General features: G+C 66.9%; 15 protein-coding genes. 9 read left to right on the forward strand and 6 right to left on the reverse strand.

The annotated features are described in order from the left end of the window. The first annotated feature begins 192 nt into the window (after positions 1–192). From ACFYTS_RS16140 to ACFYTS_RS16180, 9 genes are read left to right on the forward strand one after another with little or no spacing between them, the layout of a single operon-like run. Positions 193–1,011, forward strand: a complete 819-nt coding sequence (locus ACFYTS_RS16140) for an ABC transporter permease (RefSeq protein WP_357088587.1) — start codon at positions 193–195, stop codon at positions 1,009–1,011. 3 nt (positions 1,012–1,014) lie between these two features. Further along, complete coding sequence (locus ACFYTS_RS16145) at positions 1,015–1,878, forward strand: ABC transporter permease (RefSeq protein WP_357274830.1); 864 nt, start codon at positions 1,015–1,017, stop codon at positions 1,876–1,878. Positions 1,879–1,890: 12 nt separating this feature from the next. Continuing rightward, positions 1,891–3,345 (forward strand): MCE family protein, encoded by a 1,455-nt coding sequence (locus tag ACFYTS_RS16150; RefSeq protein ID WP_387304850.1) that lies wholly within the window; start codon positions 1,891–1,893, stop codon positions 3,343–3,345. Further along, positions 3,342–4,385, forward strand: a complete 1,044-nt coding sequence (locus ACFYTS_RS16155) for an MCE family protein (RefSeq protein WP_357274826.1) — start codon at positions 3,342–3,344, stop codon at positions 4,383–4,385. The genes ACFYTS_RS16150 and ACFYTS_RS16155 overlap by 4 nt, the downstream gene beginning before the upstream one ends. Next, positions 4,385–5,380 carry an MCE family protein gene (locus ACFYTS_RS16160; protein WP_387305155.1) on the forward strand — a complete coding sequence of 332 codons (996 nt, stop codon included), beginning with the start codon at positions 4,385–4,387 and terminating at the stop codon, positions 5,378–5,380. The genes ACFYTS_RS16155 and ACFYTS_RS16160 overlap by 1 nt, the downstream gene beginning before the upstream one ends. Next, positions 5,377–6,468, forward strand: coding sequence for an MCE family protein (locus ACFYTS_RS16165; protein WP_387304852.1), 1,092 nt, complete (start codon positions 5,377–5,379; stop codon positions 6,466–6,468). The genes ACFYTS_RS16160 and ACFYTS_RS16165 overlap by 4 nt, the downstream gene beginning before the upstream one ends. Beyond that, positions 6,465–7,586 carry an MCE family protein gene (locus tag ACFYTS_RS16170; protein WP_357274821.1) on the forward strand — a complete coding sequence of 374 codons (1,122 nt, stop codon included), beginning with the start codon at positions 6,465–6,467 and terminating at the stop codon, positions 7,584–7,586. Before ACFYTS_RS16165 ends, ACFYTS_RS16170 begins: the two co-directional genes overlap by 4 nt. Continuing rightward, entirely contained in the window at positions 7,583–8,755 is a 1,173-nt protein-coding gene (locus ACFYTS_RS16175) for an MlaD family protein (protein WP_357274819.1), read from the forward strand. Before ACFYTS_RS16170 ends, ACFYTS_RS16175 begins: the two co-directional genes overlap by 4 nt. A gap of 51 nt (positions 8,756–8,806) precedes the next feature. Continuing rightward, the gene (locus tag ACFYTS_RS16180) at positions 8,807–9,685 is read left to right on the forward strand and encodes a hypothetical protein (protein ID WP_357274817.1); all 879 of its coding nucleotides are present in this window, start codon (positions 8,807–8,809) and stop codon (positions 9,683–9,685) included. Positions 9,686–9,807: 122 nt separating this feature from the next. Here the strand turns inward: ACFYTS_RS16180 and ACFYTS_RS16185 are convergent, their stop codons facing one another. The 6 genes from ACFYTS_RS16185 to ACFYTS_RS16210 form a co-directional block, all read right to left on the reverse strand. Beyond that, complete coding sequence (locus ACFYTS_RS16185) at positions 9,808–10,458, reverse strand: ribonuclease H (RefSeq protein WP_357274815.1); 651 nt, start codon at positions 10,456–10,458, stop codon at positions 9,808–9,810. Positions 10,459–10,468: 10 nt separating this feature from the next. Further along, on the reverse strand, positions 10,469–10,969 hold the full coding sequence (locus tag ACFYTS_RS16190; RefSeq protein WP_357274813.1) for an SRPBCC family protein: 501 nt from the start codon (positions 10,967–10,969) through the stop codon (positions 10,469–10,471). Positions 10,970–11,020: 51 nt separating this feature from the next. Then, positions 11,021–12,214: an L-2-hydroxyglutarate oxidase gene (gene lhgO / locus ACFYTS_RS16195; RefSeq protein ID WP_387304856.1), complete on the reverse strand. Its 1,194-nt coding sequence runs from the start codon at positions 12,212–12,214 to the stop codon at positions 11,021–11,023. Positions 12,215–12,224: 10 nt separating this feature from the next. Continuing rightward, the gene (locus ACFYTS_RS16200; protein ID WP_387304859.1) at positions 12,225–12,926 is read right to left on the reverse strand and encodes a hypothetical protein; all 702 of its coding nucleotides are present in this window, start codon (positions 12,924–12,926) and stop codon (positions 12,225–12,227) included. A gap of 381 nt (positions 12,927–13,307) precedes the next feature. Continuing rightward, positions 13,308–14,099, reverse strand: coding sequence for a TIGR03084 family metal-binding protein (locus tag ACFYTS_RS16205; protein WP_387304862.1), 792 nt, complete (start codon positions 14,097–14,099; stop codon positions 13,308–13,310). 87 nt (positions 14,100–14,186) lie between these two features. Further along, positions 14,187–15,542: a hypothetical protein gene (locus ACFYTS_RS16210; RefSeq protein ID WP_357274804.1), complete on the reverse strand. Its 1,356-nt coding sequence runs from the start codon at positions 15,540–15,542 to the stop codon at positions 14,187–14,189. Positions 15,543–15,724: the final 182 nt, after the last annotated feature.

The raw sequence follows: 15,724 nt of genomic DNA on the forward strand, positions 1-15,724 counted from the left end.
CACAGCCATAGCGTGAATGTGATCCGGCTCTATGATCGGAACCACAATCGGTGGTGTGTTTTTCCTAACTCCGTAGTAGGGTGCGTCAAGCAAACAGTCGCCGGAGGCGGGTAACTCCGGCGTCGAGAGGGGTAGTCAGTGCAGTCGACCACGATCCCGGGGGGACCGGGGAGTCCACCGCCGGCGTCACGGATGAATACGGCAGTGGATTGGGCCAAGGGGTACTGGCGGGACCATCCGAAACGGTCGCTGGAAACCGGCGGCCGCATGATGGTGATGGGTGTCGCGGCGGTCACCGAGCTCTTCGTGGCCATCTTCCGCAGGCGCTTCCCCTACGGTGAGTTCGTCCGGCAGTGCGCCTTCATGGCCAATGTCGCCGCCGCCCCCACCCTGCTGGTCGCCATTCCGATCGGCGTCATCGTCTCGATCCAGGTGGGTTCGGTTGCCGGACAGGTCGGTGCGACCTCGTTCATCGGTGCGGCCAACGGCCTGGGCATCATTCAGCAGGGCGCGCCGCTGGTCACCTCGCTCATGATCGCCGGAGCGGTCGGTTCGGCCATCTGCGCCGACCTCGGCTCGCGGACCATCCGCGAGGAGATCGACGCCATGAAGGTGATGGGCGTCGACCCCATGCGGCGGCTGGTGGCCCCCCGCCTCGGCGCGGCCATGCTGGTCTCCGTACTGCTCTGCGGCTTCGTGGTTTTCGTCGGCTTCCTGACCGGCTACGTCTTCAACATCTTCGCGCAGAACGGCACGCCGGGCTCCTACATCGGGACCTTCTCGTCCTTCGCCGTCACGGCCGATCTGATTGCCGCCCTACTGAAGTCGCTCATCTTCGGCCTGCTCGCGGCCATCATCGCCTGCGACTCCGGGCTCAATGCCAAGGGCGGCCCGGGCGGTGTCGCCAACGCGGTGAACACCGCCGTGGTCATGTCGGCGGTCATGCTCTTCGGCGTCAATCTGATCATCACGCAGCTGTACAACTCCTTCTTCCCCCCAGCGATGGTCTGAGCCGTGTCAGCTACTTACGTACCGCCGCTACTGCGGCCGTTCACACGCATCAAGGGCGCGGCCGGATGGCCGCGCGACTGGCTGGCGCGCATCGGCCACCAGGTCTTCTTCTTCCTACGCTCGATCGGCTCCATGCCGATGGCGTTCAAGCAGTACCCCAAAGAGGTGTGGCGGCTGCTGTCCGACGTCACCTGGGGAAACGGCAATCTCGTGGTCGGTGGCGGCACCATCGGCGTGGTGCTGATCCTGTCGGCGTTCGGCGGCATGACCGTCGCCATCCAGGGCTACACCTCGCTGAACCTGCTCGGGTTGAGCCCGCTGACCGGTGCCATCTCCGCGTTCGCCACCACGCGTGAGCTCGGGCCCATGCTGGCCACGGTCGCGTTCGCGGCGCAGGCGGGCTGCCGGTTCACCGCGCAGCTGGGCGCCATGCGCATCTCCGAGGAGATCGACGCGCTGGAATCGGTTGCCATCCGGCCGCTTCCGTACCTGGTCAGCACCCGCATGATCGCGGCCATGATCGCCATCGTGCCGCTGTACTGCCTGGCGCTACCGCTGGCCTACATCTCCTGCTCGTTGACCGTGTCCCTGGTGGGCGGTACCGCGACAGGCACCTTCCAGCACTACTTCTATCAGTTCCTGATCCCCCACGATGTGCTGTACTCACTGCTGAAGGCGATCATCTTCGTCGCGATCACCACCTTCATCCAGTGCTACTACGGGTATTTCGCCTCCGGCGGCCCGGAGGGCGTGGGTGTGGCCGCTGGGCGCGCGATCAAGTACTGCATCATCGCGGTCGTCTTCGCCGACCTGTTCATGACCTTGGCGATCTGGGGGGTCAACCCCGGTATCCGGATCTCGGGATAGGGGGCGCACACGATGATCATCGATCCGAGCGGGCGCGGACCGACGATGCGGCAGCTGCTCATCGCCGGTATCTGCGGCCTCACCGTCATGGCCGTCATCCTGGGCTTCCTGATGGCGCGGTACAAAGGCTACTTCGTCGAAAAGGTCAACGTCACCGCGAATCTCACCACCACCGGTGACGGCCTGCCGGCCAACGCGGACGTGAAGTTCCGCGGCGTGCTGGTGGGCGCGGTCAAGGATGTGTCGGTGGCCGCCAAGGGCGAGCTGCAGCAGGTGCACATCGAGATGAAGCCCGAGTACACCTCGGGCATCCCGGCCAATGTCACCGCGCGCGTGGTGCCGTCCAACCTGTTCGCCGTCACCTCGGTCGAACTGGTCTACAACGGAGCCGATTCCGCGCACATCAAAGAGGGCTCGCAGATCGCGGAGGACACCTCCAAGGGCACCATCGCCCTGCAGGACACCCTCACCACGGTCCGCAACATCCTCGGCAAGCTGGATCCGGTGCAGCTGGGCCGGGTGCTGGGCACCCTGTCCTACGCCCTCGACGGCAGCGGCCGGATGCCCGGCTCCACCATCGAGCGTGTCGACACCTGGCTCGCCGGGGTGCGCGGGGCGGTCCCGGATGTGGGCGGCTTCCTCGACGACTTCTCCACCTCCTTCCGCGCGCTCAACCAGTCCGCGCCGGAACTGATGGGCGTGCTGCAGGATTCGGTCAAGACCGCGCAGACCATCTCCGACCGCCGGGCCGAGCTGACCGCACTGCTGGCCGGGACGTCCAACACCATCGACAAGGTGAACGGCCTCTTCGCCCGCAACCCCAATGTCGGTAAGGACGTCACCAATGGCACCAGCGCCCTGTTCGGCGCGCTGTCGGACAACCCGGACGCGATCCCGCAGGCCATCGCGAACCTCAACGACTCGGTTCGCAAGCTGGGCTCGACGTTCCACTGGGGCACGCAGAACCAGATGATCTGGAACCTGGGCATCACGTTCACGCCGTACAAGCCGTACACCCGCGAGGACTGCCCGCGCTACGGCGAGCTGGCCGCGCCCAGCTGCGACACCGCGCCGCTCACCTCGGATCCGGGCACGCTGCCGGACTCGTTGCGGCCCAGGTCCATCGACGCCGCGGCGGGTCTGCCGATCACCGCGCCGCCGCCGGGCTTCCCGCTGATCCCGGGCGTGACCGTCACGGGTACGCCCTCGACCGGTGAGGCTCCGAAGCAGCCGGGCAATGACCCGCTCGCGGGCACCCCGCTGCAGGGCATGTTCCCGAACCTGGTTCCCGCGGCCCCGGCGAGCCAGCCGGGGGCCCCGGCGACCGGCAAGGACATCGCCCTCGGCGGTGACGACGCCATCACCGCGATGCTCGGCCGACGTCCCACCGCGGCGGAATACCTGCTGCTGAGCCCGATTCTGAAGGATGCGACCGTGCACCTGACGCAGAGCGAGGCCGGCCGATGAGCATTCGCAAACCGCTGATCGGCTTCGGCATCTTCGCGATCGTGTCCGTCCTGGTGACCGCGGTCATCTGGAACACACTGGCCCGCACCGTGCAGGGGTCCACCAACACCTACTCCGCGACCTTCACCGATGTGCTGGGACTGCGTCCGGGCGACGACGTGCGGATGGCCGGCGTGCGCGTCGGCAAGGTGAACAAAATCGAGCTGGACAGCAAGAACCAGGCCAAGGTGACCTTCATCGTGCAGCGCGATCAGACGCTGTTCGGCGACACCAAGGCGCTGGTCCGCTACCAGAACCTCATCGGTCAGCGGTATGTCGCGCTGACCCCGCCGGTCGCGGGCAAGCCCAAGACCGGTGATCACGTGGCGCTGAAGAACAATGGCGTGATCCCGATCGAGCGCACCGAGCCGTCGTTCGACGTCTCGGGTCTGCTCAACGGTTTCCAGCCGCTGTTCCAGGTGCTGCAGCCGGAGCAGGTGAACAACCTGTCCAACACCTTCATCCTGGCGTTGCAGGGCGACAATGTCTCGTTGAGCGCGTTCATCACCCAGGCCGCCGCGGTGGCCTCGGACTTCGAACGCCGCGACGGGATCCTCTCCGACGTGATCACCAATCTGTCCAGCGTCATGTCCGGCCTGGCCAAGCGCGGCGACGAACTGGAGACGCTGGTCACCCAGACCCGCGCCCTGATCGGCGGCCTGTACGCCCAGGGGCAGTCGCTGCAGGCGTCCACGGTCCAGATCGCCGACGCCACACTGGGTCTGGTCGACATGTTCGGCAAGATCCAGCCCAAGCTGGTGGCGGCGCAGGCCTCCAGCAACGACGCGCTCGCGTTGCTGCTGGCCAACGGCCCCAAGCTGGACCAGGCCGCGGTGGATCTGCCCGGCATCCTCTCCGATGTCGGCAAGTTCACCCAGAACGGCGCCTACGCCAATGCCTACCTGTGCGGCCTGGATGTCTCGCTGTACGGTGTCCTCTTCCCGCGCGGTCTGTTCTCGCAGATCGGCGGCAACTCCCACTCGGCGGTGTGCCGGCCATGATGTCGAAACTCAAGTCCCGCTTCAATTCCAACCGCAATTTCTGGCTCGGCGTGCTCGGCGCCGCGGTGATCGTCGGGCTGCTGATGGGCTCCTCCATCTACAAGTCGGTCGGCATCGGCACCAAGAGCGTCAAGGCGGAGTTCGTGCAGACCGCCGGCATCAAGGTCGGTGACAAGGTGGACGTCTCCGGCGTCCCGGTCGGCACCGTCTCGGCCGCCGAGCTCGAGGGCGACCACGTGCTGATCACCCTGAGCGTCAACGACGATGTGAAGCTCGGCCAGGACGCCAAGGCCTCGATCAAGATGGCGACCCTGCTGGGCGCGCGCTACGTCGACCTCGTCCCGGGTGACGGCAAGGGCCTGAAGGGCAACCGGATCCCCAAGTCCAACACCGTGGTTCCCTACAACCTGGCCGACGTGGTCCAGGAGGGCACGCCGAAGTTCGAGGAGCTCGACACCAAGAAGCTGGCGGACTCGCTCAATCTGATCAATCAGCAGATGGGCGACACCCCCCAGATGACGGTGCAGGCCCTCGACGCCATCGGCGCGCTGGCCAAGACCATGAACAACCGCAAGGACCAGGTCGACCAGCTGCTCAAGGATCTGGACAAGGTCACCAAGATCCTCGGTGACAACCGCAACAGCGTGCTGCTGGTGATCACCCAGGGCGAGGCCATCGCCAACCGGGTGATGGAGCGGCAGGGCCTGCTCAAGAGCCTGCTGGACAATATCTCCACGCTCAGCAAGCAGTTGCAGCAGATCGGCGCGCAGAACGACAACCGGTTCGGCCCGACGCTGACGCAGCTCAACACCATGGCCGAGGGTCTGCAGAAGAACAAGGACAACCTGGATCGGCTGCTGTCGATCATGCCGCCGGCCGTGCGGCAGTTCAACAATGTCTTCGGCAACGGCAACTACGGTGAGGTCGCGCTGCCCTGGCTGTTCCCGGACAACTGGTTGTGCTTCGCGCAGGTGAACGAGGGGTGCCACCCATGATGCTGAAACGAATTGCCCAGGCGGCCATGGTCGGTGTGGCGGCCGCCGCCGTCGGCTCGTGCTCGCTCGTTCCGCTCGGCGTGAAGGACGCCGCGGGTCAGACCCAGCACTTCACCGCCGACTTCCTCAATATCGCGGGCATGTTCGAGGGCAACCCGATCACCGTGCTCGGCCTCGAGGTGGGCCGGGTCGACAAGATCGTGCCCAAGGGTCAGTACGTCGAGGTCCACATGACCGTGGACAAGGGTGTCGACATCCCGAAGAACGTTCAGGCCGCGCTGGTTTCGCCCTCCATCGTGACCGACCGGCACATCGAGCTCACCCCGCGCTACACCGGCGGTGACAAGCTGCGCGACGGCGCGCACCTGACCACCCAGCAGACCAAGACCCCGGTCGAGCTGGACACCATGATCAAGACCATCGACTCGTTCGCCGCCGCGCTGAAACCCCAAGAGGGACAGGACGGCATCGGCCCGCTGTCGGGCCGGGTGCTCTACCCGATGATGAACGGCAACGGCGAGAAGATGCGCGATGTGCTCAACTCGCTGTCCGGCGCCCTGAAGACGGGCCTGGACAACAAGGACGCCATCTCCACCATCATCATCAAGCTGAACGAGCTGACCACCATGCTCGCCGAGAACGACGATTCGGTGCGCGGGTTCAGCAACAAGATCACCCAGATGACCGGGCTGCTGTCCGACCAGGCCCCCGGCCTGCAGGCCACCCTCGATCAGCTGAACGCCTTCCTGGCCAACACCAGTGGCGCGTTCTCGCAGTACTCCGATCAGCTCAACGGCACCCTCACCGGGCTCACCGCGGTCACCAAGCAGCTGCGCGACAACGCGGCCGGGGTGACCGAGGTGGTCGACGTGACGCCGCTGCTCATGCAGAACCTGGACCGCTCGGTCAACCGGCAGGGCAACTTCATTCGCCTGCACGGCCTGATCGGCACCGCGCTCTCGGGTGAGATCGTCAGCCTGTTCTGCGAGCGTGTGCAGATGAAGGCGGACGGCTGCCGGACGGGCAAGATGGAGGACTTCGGACCCGACTTCGGTCTGATGGCGGCGGCGCTGGGGATGACCAAATGAGTAATCGAATGTCGGCCCTCTGGGGTGAGCGCACGGGCCGCCGGGCGCGGCGCGCGATCGTCGCGGTCGCGGTCACCGCGACGGCCGTGGTGGCGTCGGGCTGCGGTGTCACGGTGGAGAGCCTGCCGCTGCCCAAACCCGGTCCGGGCAGCGATACCTACACGATTCACGCGGCCTTCGACAATGCCCTGAACCTCCCGGACCAGGCCAAGGTCAAGATCGGTGGTTCCGACGTCGGGGTGGTCACCAAGATCACCACCAAGGACTTCAAGGCCAATGTCGACCTGGCCATCCGCAAGGACATCGAGTTGCCCCAGGGCAGCACGGCGGAACTGCGGCAGGCCACCCCGCTCGGCGACGTCTTCGTGGCGGTGTCCAAACCCAAGACCCAGCCCGGCGCGGAGATGCTGAAGGACGGCGGCCGGATCGAGAACACCTCGGCCGGCGCCACCGTCGAAGAGCTGCTGATCTCGGTCTCGTTGCTGTTCAACGGCGGTGGCATCGCCAGCCTGTCCAAGCTGACCTCCGAGATGGACTCCATCGTCGGCGGCCGCGGGGAACAACTCGGCCACGTGCTGACCCAGATGACCAGTGTGATGGCCAGTCTCAACAAGAACAGCGCGCGCGTCGACAATGTGCTGTCCGGCTTCAGTGCGCTGGCCAACACCATCGAGGCCAATCACCAGCAGCTCGGCCAGGTGGCCGACAGCCTGCCCGGCATGATCGGCGCCATCGCCGAGAACAACCAGGCCATCGGCGATCTGCTCAACAAGATCTCGACGACCAGTGCGGCCCTGGGTGATTACGCGAACACCACGTCGGACTCGCTGGGCAGTCTGCTCGACAACCTGAACCAGCTGATGTCGGCGCTGGCCCGGACCGATCAGACGCTCGGCCCAGCGCTGGACGCGCTGCACGACATCCGGCCCAAGGCCGACGCCTCCTTCAAGGGCGACACCCTGGCCGTCGGCGCCACCCTCACCATGCTCGATATCGGCCTGCTCACCGACCCGGCCAACAGCAAGTTCCCGGACCTGAAGGACCTCAACGATTTCGGCGGCAGCCTGATCCAGGTCCTGCAGATCATCTACGGCCGGATCAACGGGGGACACCGATGAACTGGGTATCGCGACACAAGAACCTGGTGTCCAATGCCGCGCTGGTGCTGATCCTGCTGGTGGGCGCGTCCTACCTGGCGATCAGCGTGATGCGGGTGAACCCGCTGCGCGAAACCTACACGGTGACGGTCAATCTGGACCGTTCCGGCGGGTTGCAGGCGGGCAATGACGTGACCCTGCGCGGCTTCCGGGTCGGCAAGGTCGACGACATCAAGCTGATCGACAACGGCGCGGCCATCGCGGCCACCGCCGAGATCGACAAGAAGTACTCCATTCCCGCGGACACCGTGGTCGCGGTGGGCGCGCTCTCCGGAGCGGGCGAGCAGTACATCGACTTCCGCCCGAACACCGAGAGCGGCCCGTTCCTGCACAACGGCTCGCTGGTGCAGTTCGATCCGGCCAAGGTCAAGACGCCCACCCCGGTGTGGTCGGTGCTCGACAACGCCAGCGCCCTGATCGCGCAGGTGGATCCGGACAAGTTCAGCGTCGTCCTGACCGAGCTGGACACCGCGTTGTCCGGCGGCCCGGACCAGCTGCGTTCGCTGATCAACGCGGTCAGCATCGCCACCAAGGGTCTCGACGATCTGCTCCCGCAGACCACCAACCTGCTCAAGAATTTGCAGGTCATTTCCGGCACCACCGCGCTCGCGCAACCGGACCTGGGTACGCTGACCCGTAATTCGAGTGTGTTGTTCAACCAGTTCAACGACGCGAATGCCGAACTCCAGAAGATCCTGGAGCAGGCCCCCGGCCAGATGCGGGACCTCGGCGCGGTGCTGGACCGGACCGCGGACCCGATGACCAGCCTGGCCACCAACTTCGCGGCCATCACCAGGGCCGCGCAGCTGCGCGCGCCGGCGCTGCGGGCACTGTTCCCGTCGCTGGTGATCGGTACCTCCGCCATGGGTGTGCCCGCGCACGACGGCGAGTTCTACACGATTCTCGATATCTGGCCGCGGTCCTTCTGCGACTACGTCACCAAGAAGGTGCGGCCGGATGCGGCCACCGAGAACACCTTCCCGCGGTGGGCGGGCTACTGCCAGAACCCGCCGCAGGACCAGCAGATCCGCGGATCGGCCAACGCTCCGCGACCGGACGTGCCCAACAACGGCGCACTGCCGCCCGCGGGCGCGGATCCGAACGAGCGGACCCTGCCGCCGGTCAAGTGAGGCCATAACCAACACGGTGCGTCCGCAGCGCACCGGGAAAGTGATCGATAGATGTCGGACGACGCTGCCCAGGACAAGAAAACCGAAGACGATTCGATCGCCGAGGCCGCTAGCCAGGGCAACGCCGAACAGGTCACCGAGCCGGCCGCCGCCGAGCCGAAGGCGAGCGAAACCGCCGAGCCGAAGGCGAGCGAAACCGCCGAAACGGTGGTGATCAGCAAGGACGCCGAGCCGAAGGCGAGTGTGGACGCCGAGGCCGCGGCGGGCTCCGAGTCGCCCGCCGACCCGAAGGCGGGCGGCAAGTCCGGCCTGCTGTCCGCCGTGCCGGTGCCGCTGGTCGCGCTCGGCGCCCTCGGTGTGGTGGCGGTGGCCGCGATCGCCGGTGCGGCCGGATTCTGGTGGCAGTCCCACGACCGCGCCCAGCAGCTCGACGACCGCGACAACGCCACCTCGGCGGCCTGCGGTTTCGTACGCACCCTCACCGCGTACGACGAGAAGTCGCTGCCCGACTTCGCCGCCCGGATGAAGGCGCAGATCGCCGACGGCGGCGAGTTCGCGCAGAGCTTCGATCCGGTCGCCTCCGACCTGCAGGATCTACTGATCAAGCAGCACGCCAAGGCGACGCTGGGCATGCTGCGCTGCGCCTACGAGTCCGGCGACGCGAACAAGGCGACCATCCTGGTGGACGTGCTCCAGACCGCCAGCAACGATCTGCACGCCCAGCCGGTCGTGCTGCCGCTGCCCTCCTACGTCGAGCTGGAGAAGAAGGGCGACAAATGGCTGGTCACCAAGTACCGCACGGTCTATGGAAACGATGACAGCGCCATCCCCGGCGCGGGTGGCGACAAGCAGGGCGTCCAGCCCTCGGGCCAGGCGACTCCCCCGGCGCAGCCCGCGCCGACGTCCGCGGCTCCCAAGCCCGGCAACTGAGTAGTTCGCCACAGCGCGAAAAGGGCCCGCCCCCGGATCTTTCCGGAGGTGGGCCCTTCTGGTTGTATCGCGGCGTTATCGTCGCAGGTAGGCGCGCTGCATCGGGGTCCTCGGGGCTGTTCTCAGAACAGTGTGAGTGCCTCGGTGACAGGCGCTTTGGCGGCGGCGGCCCGGCGGCGCGGGGTGGCCGGTGCGGAATGCGCGGTCGCGCCGATCTTCTCGGCCGGTTCCGCGGGCGCGGTCACCGGCAGCGGCTCGGTCTTGGGTTCCACGACCGGGATCGGCGCGGTGGGCGGATCGAAGGGCTCCGGCTGACCGGCATCGGAGTCGGTGGTCTGCCCGGTGGCGGCGGCCTGGCGGGCCGCCTGTCCGGCCAGGGTGTCGGCCTGTTCGTTGAAGTAGTTGCCGACGTGGCCGCGCACCCAGCGGAACCGGACCGGACCGGGGCGGGTGGCGATGGCGCGATCGATCTGCTGGATCAGTTCGACATTCTTGACCGCCGCGCCGGTCGAGGTCTTCCATCCGTTGTTGCGCCAGCCGTGGATCCACTCGGAGGCGCATTTGATGGCGTAGAGCGAATCGCTCTCGATGAGTAGGGGTTCGGCGCTCGGATGGGCCCGGACGGCCTCGAGTAGCGCGCGCAGTTCCGCGATCTGATTGGTGCCCGAGGGCCCGCCGCCGCTGGCCGAGCCGCCCGCGTGATTGACCCAGGCCCAGCCGATCGCCCCGCCCGGATTGCGCAGGCATGATCCGTCGGTGCTCACGATGATCATGCGGCCTACCCTACGCGATCCGGCCGACAAGATCGGTGCCGTGGAATTCCTCTATCTCCCTGCGCAATTGCGATTCGGTCTGCCGGACCGTGGCCTGCACCAATGCGGCCAGCGCCGCGGAGAGCAACTTGCCGGTGACACCGCGCGGCGCCCAGTATTCGGTCTCCGAGGTCAGCACCGCGCGTCCGTACCCGAGCGGGTCGAAGCGCAGGGTGATGACACAGAAGTTGGAGCACGCCGACGCCGGCTTCCCCTTCCGGCGTCGGCGCAGTGTGTACTCGATGACCGCGTTGCGGCGGTAGTCGGTGATCTCACACTCGATCGTGGGGTGCCACAGGCCGACGCGCAGCGTCGCGGCGAACACCGCTCCGAGACCATGGTCGGAATCCCCGACCGGCTCGAAGGCGGCCACGCCGAACGCCCAGTCCGGCACGAACTGATGGTTGTCCGTATATGTGAACGCGACTTCCACCGGTGCGCCGACATCACTCGCGTACTTGAAATGGCCCATAGGCTGCTCCCTGTCCCACGGCTGCCATCAAAAGTACTACAGCAATCCTATTTATTGAACGGAGTCGCCCAATCGATCCACGATGTACTCGGCGATCGGCAGCGCGGAGGTGGCCGCCGGGGACGGTGCGTTGAGCACATGCACCGAGCGCGGGGTGCGCTCGAGCAGGAAGTCGTGAGCCAGGCTACCGTCGCGCAGCACCGCTTGGGCGCGGATACCGGCCTCCCGTGGCAACAGGTCGGCGGCCGTCAACTCCGGGCAGTAGCGGCGGCATTCGGCCAGATAGCCGCGCTTGAACAGGGAGTTGCGCAGCTCCCGCAGCCCGGTGCGGACATTGGCGGCGGCCACCTTGTGAAAACCGCGGTAGCCCAGGATCTCCCGGGCGTCACGCAGATTCACGCTCCCCTTGCGGTACCCCTCGCGGGCCAGGCCGAGCACGGCATTGGGCCCGACGGTCAGCGCGCCGTCGATGGTGGGGCTCAGATGCACCCCCAGGAACGGCAATTCGGGATCCGGGATCGGGTAGATGAGGGTGTTCACCAGATCTTTGCGGTGCGGCGGCAGTTGGTAGTACTCGCCGCGGAAGGGCACGATGCGCAGATCGATGTCGAGTCGCGCCAGTCGCGCCATCCGGTCGGCCTGCAGGCCCGCGCACACCACCAGCCGCCGGGTCTGCCAGGTGCCGGGCGGACCGGAAATTGTTACCGCTGAGTCTGTTTCGGTGATGGCGGCGATCTCCGCGTTCAGGACGATCTCGCCCCCGGCCGCGCGCACGTCCTCGGCCAGCGCCCGGGTCACCTTGCCGTAGTCGATGATACCGGTGCTCGCCACGAACAGGGCCCCGACCCCGGTGATCCGCGGCTCCCGTCGCACCAGTTCGGCGGCGTCGAGCAATTCCACCTCGACCCCGTTGGCGACCGACCGCTCGTAGAGCGCGAGCATCCGCGCTTGCTCTGCCGCATCGGTGGCCACCAGCAGTTTTCCGCATTCCTCGAACGGAATGTGGTGTGCCGCCGCGAATTCCTTGGTCAGCTCCGCGCCGCGCACGCACAGCCGCGCCTTCAGACTTCCGGGCTCGTAGTAGATGCCGGAGTGGATGACCCCGCTGTTGTGCCCGGTCTGGTGCAGGCCCAGCTGTCCGGCCTTCTCCACCAGCAGCAGGCTCGCCCCCGGGTGACGCTGGAGAATGCGGCGCGCGGTCGCCACCCCGACGATGCCCCCGCCGATCACGCAGTAGTCGTACACACCGGAAGTCTCACACAGTGACGGTCGCGGAGTCTGCTCCGTGGACGACGTTCGTATCGGCCGCGGCCGGGACCGGATGCCGGGCGATCTGCAGGCCGTAGGTGCCCAGCGCCGGATCCGACAGGGTCAGCGTCACGTCGCCGCGGCTGTTCACATCGGTGCGCAGCCGGGTGTTGGCGGTCGGATCGGTGGTGATTCCCAGCTGCTGCCCGAGTGGCGAGTTCAGCAGCACGTCGGCCACGGTGGCGAAGACGTTGGTGTCGAGGGTGAGGGTCACCGTCTCGTGCTGAACCCCGGCCAGCTGCGCGCCCACATAGGTGGTGCCGAGCCGGAGCTGACCGGCCAGCGGCCGCGGCGTCTCGGCCGCGGGAGCGGTGCCCGGGGTGTGGTCCGGAATCACTTGCGCCACTGCGGAATCCAGCGGATATTTGCTGAAAAGCGAGGTCAGCGTGATCTTCTCGGCGATCGGCGCGCCGAGCTGGACGCCCGGCCGATCGGTCGCGGGGCCGGGCGCGGCGAGCGCCGGGCGTCCGGCCGGTGTGGTGGTCGTGAGCTTGCCGGGCCGCTGGGCCATCTCGTTGGCGATGTACGAGCCCGCCGCGACGGTCAGCCCGATGCTGGCCATGCTGGCGGTGACGATGGCGCTGTAGCGGATCACCTGGGCTGTTCGCCGGGTCGACCGGGCGGCCTGGGTCGCCAATTGATGCGACATGACTGGTGCGTCCTCTCCCTCTCCCCTGGGGCCCCCTGCGCAACGCAGACCCGCACCATTGAAAGTCGTACGCACGTCCAGATTACGGTGGCGGCGGGTACCACATGCCTGGGGTGAGACCAGGATCACTATCGAGAAAGGTTGGGCATCATCAGGTTTTCGGCAGCGAAAGCCTGGGTAAAAACTTGTTAGCGGCGAGCGCCAACTCGACTGCCATCGAAGAGACCTCCGGCCAACGGCGTCCGGTCGGCACCAGGCACGGCGCACCCAGGCTGGCGCTCGCTCGCTCCCTCCCGGTCGGTCGGGCATTGCCCGGACCGCTGGGAGAAAAGCCCCTGTGGGAATTGGGGATTCTGGTCGGAGGCCGGGATCGACGGCGGGTCAGGCGAACTGGCCCGCCGTTCTGCCGCTTCCGGGCGGACCGGCGAAGGCCTGGGCCAGGCCCAGCCATTCCAACGCCTCCTCGCCCCGCACCTCGAGAGCCAGATCGTCGAGATGGCGACGCTGGGTGACCAGCTGGCAGAAATCCCAGGCCGGACCGCTGATCCGCTGCGCGGCGTCGTCCGGGCCCCAGGTCCACAGACTGCCATCGGGCGCGGTCAGCTCGATGCGGAACTCCTCGGCGGGAGCGGTCTTGCCGTGCGTCATGTACGCGAAGTTCCGGGTCCGGACGCCGATGTGCGCGATGTGCCGCAGCCGAGCGGTGGGCTCCCGGGTGAGGCCGAGCGTGTCGGCCACGTCCTGGCCGTGCGCCCAGGTCTCCATCAGGCGGGCGGTGACCATGGAGGCGGGGCTCATGGGCGGGCCGAACCAGGGCAGTTTGGTCCCGGCCGGAACGGCGCGCAGCGCCTCCACCAGGGCGGCACGGTCGCGACGCCAGTCGGCGAGCAATTGCGGCGCAGGGGTTTTCGCGCCCTCCTCGGCGGCCTCGTCGACGAAGGTGAGGGCCTTCGGCAGCGCCGCCTGCACCAGCTTGTCGAATTCGGCCGCATCGGTGGCCGCGATGGCGGCGACCTGATCGGTCCAGTTCAGGTGGGCGATCTGGTGCGCGATGGTCCACCCGGCGGCGGGCGTGTCGCGCTCCCAGCCGGTCGGATCCAGGTCCGCGATCAGCCGATCGAGATCGGCGCATTCGGCGGTGAAGTCGGCGAGCAATGCCTCGAGATCGGCCACGGGCCCAGCATCGCAGCCGTCCCGGAAAAATGCAAGCATGCGTGCTTGATTTCCTGGGCTGCCGGAGAGTTGCTCCGAAAGGGCTGTCTACCAGCCGAAAAGGATCAGATGCACGGCCCCGACCACCAGGCCCAGGGCGGCGCCGTGGAGATACAGCAGCCAGGCGTCCTGCTCGACGGAGGCGTAGAACATCTCCATGAACTCGCCCGGCGTGAGCTGCTGCAGCTTGCGGGCCGCGAACTCGTCGATCTTCTTGGCCTGCGCGGCCGCGAATTCCGGATCGTCGGCCAGGCTCGGGGCCAGCCCTACCGCCGCGGTGGTCGCGCCGATCTTCAGATTGTCGAACTGCCGCTTGCCGAACACGGTCCGCACCACCGAGTGCGTCGGCCCGAGCTGGCGGTGGATCTCCTTGGCGATGAGCCGTTCCAGCAGCTGCCGGGTCTTGTCACCGTTGGGGCCGCTGAGCAGTTCGCCCGCCAGGTTCGGCAGGGTCAGCACCTGGTAGGCCAGGATGTGGGCCAGATCGGCGGCGGCCTCGGGCTGCCGCTTGGCCAGCAGCGCCTGCTTCCACAGGTACTTGTACCAAGGCTGGGGATCGCCCGGCTCGAACACCATCTTGACGGCGATGACATTGACCAGCACGCCGATGGTCGCGGTCGCGGACAGGATGACCAGCCACGGCGGGATCCAGCCCAGCACCGGAATGCTCTGGTGCACATGCATGTACAGCGCGAGCAGCAGGCCGAACGGCGCGCCCAGCAGGCCGATGCGGACCATGAACTTGAGTTCCGGTGCGGCGATGGTGGTGGTCAGGTCCTTGAGGATCTCCGGGTTCTCCCGCAGATACCGGATGACGAAGTCCTTGATGTCGATCAGCTGGTCGACATTGTCGCCGAGCTGGTCGAAGGCGGTCCGGGCCAGCGACGGCAGTTCGCGTTCGATGCGCTGGTAGAGCGCATTGCGCACGGACTTGGGCACCGCGCCCCACAGGTCAGGGTTCTCCTTGCTCATGATCTCGTCGACCATGCCCGGCACCTGTTTGCGGCCCACCTCGGCGATGTGGTCGGCGATGCCCTCGAGGTCGAGTTCGCGAATGAAGTCCTTGGGACTGCCGATCCGCATGATGGCCACGTCCACACAGATGCTGGCCATCTTCTCGGCGCGCGCGGGGATGAAGCCCTGGAAGCCGAGCTGCCTGCCGTCGCCGGAGAAGGTGGGCAGCACCTGGACGCGGCGCGGCAGGTAGGGGTAGAGGATCTCGAGGCCGGGCACCCGGAAACCCTTGAAGTAGACCGGCCAGAACAACATCAGCACGCCGGTCCAGTTGGTGAGCCAGCCGGCGATGGCGCTGAAGATGGGGAAGCTGATCAGATCGACCACGAGTTTGGACTGGCCCGTCAGTTGTTCCCAATCCAGGAACAGGCCCGAGGCCAGTGTCGTCATTGCGGGGTCCCCCTACGGCCGAGCTCGTGGTGAGAAATCAGATCCCCAACACTCTCATCGGTCCGAGTCGCTGTCAAAAGGTCCTGGCCTGGAAGAACGTGTCGTGTCGTGCCGGTGTGGGCGGGGTCATGGCGACGTACTCTGCGGCGGGTCCGGGAGTTCGGAATACTGGTCAACCGACC

The sequence above is a fragment of the Nocardia sp. NPDC004151 genome (assembly GCF_042874235.1).
In the GTDB taxonomy this organism is placed as follows: domain Bacteria; phylum Actinomycetota; class Actinomycetes; order Mycobacteriales; family Mycobacteriaceae; genus Nocardia.

Bases quoted from the DNA above. Each gene is read 5' to 3' on its own strand.
- ACFYTS_RS16210 (WP_357274804.1), bottom strand. From the start codon at position 15,542: ATGACGACACTGGCCTCGGGCCTGTTCCTGGATTGGGAACAACTGACG.
- ACFYTS_RS16155 (WP_357274826.1), top strand. From the start codon at position 3,342: ATGAGCATTCGCAAACCGCTGATCGGCTTCGGCATCTTCGCGATCGTG.
- ACFYTS_RS16165 (WP_387304852.1), top strand. From the start codon at position 5,377: ATGATGCTGAAACGAATTGCCCAGGCGGCCATGGTCGGTGTGGCGGCC.
- ACFYTS_RS16190 (WP_357274813.1), bottom strand. From the start codon at position 10,969: ATGGGCCATTTCAAGTACGCGAGTGATGTCGGCGCACCGGTGGAAGTC.
- ACFYTS_RS16180 (WP_357274817.1), top strand. From the start codon at position 8,807: ATGTCGGACGACGCTGCCCAGGACAAGAAAACCGAAGACGATTCGATC.
- ACFYTS_RS16140 (WP_357088587.1), top strand. From the start codon at position 193: ATGAATACGGCAGTGGATTGGGCCAAGGGGTACTGGCGGGACCATCCG.
- ACFYTS_RS16170 (WP_357274821.1), top strand. From the start codon at position 6,465: ATGAGTAATCGAATGTCGGCCCTCTGGGGTGAGCGCACGGGCCGCCGG.
- ACFYTS_RS16150 (WP_387304850.1), top strand. From the start codon at position 1,891: ATGATCATCGATCCGAGCGGGCGCGGACCGACGATGCGGCAGCTGCTC.
- ACFYTS_RS16185 (WP_357274815.1), bottom strand. From the start codon at position 10,458: ATGATCATCGTGAGCACCGACGGATCATGCCTGCGCAATCCGGGCGGG.
- ACFYTS_RS16160 (WP_387305155.1), top strand. From the start codon at position 4,385: ATGTCGAAACTCAAGTCCCGCTTCAATTCCAACCGCAATTTCTGGCTC.
- ACFYTS_RS16175 (WP_357274819.1), top strand. From the start codon at position 7,583: ATGAACTGGGTATCGCGACACAAGAACCTGGTGTCCAATGCCGCGCTG.
- ACFYTS_RS16200 (WP_387304859.1), bottom strand. From the start codon at position 12,926: ATGTCGCATCAATTGGCGACCCAGGCCGCCCGGTCGACCCGGCGAACA.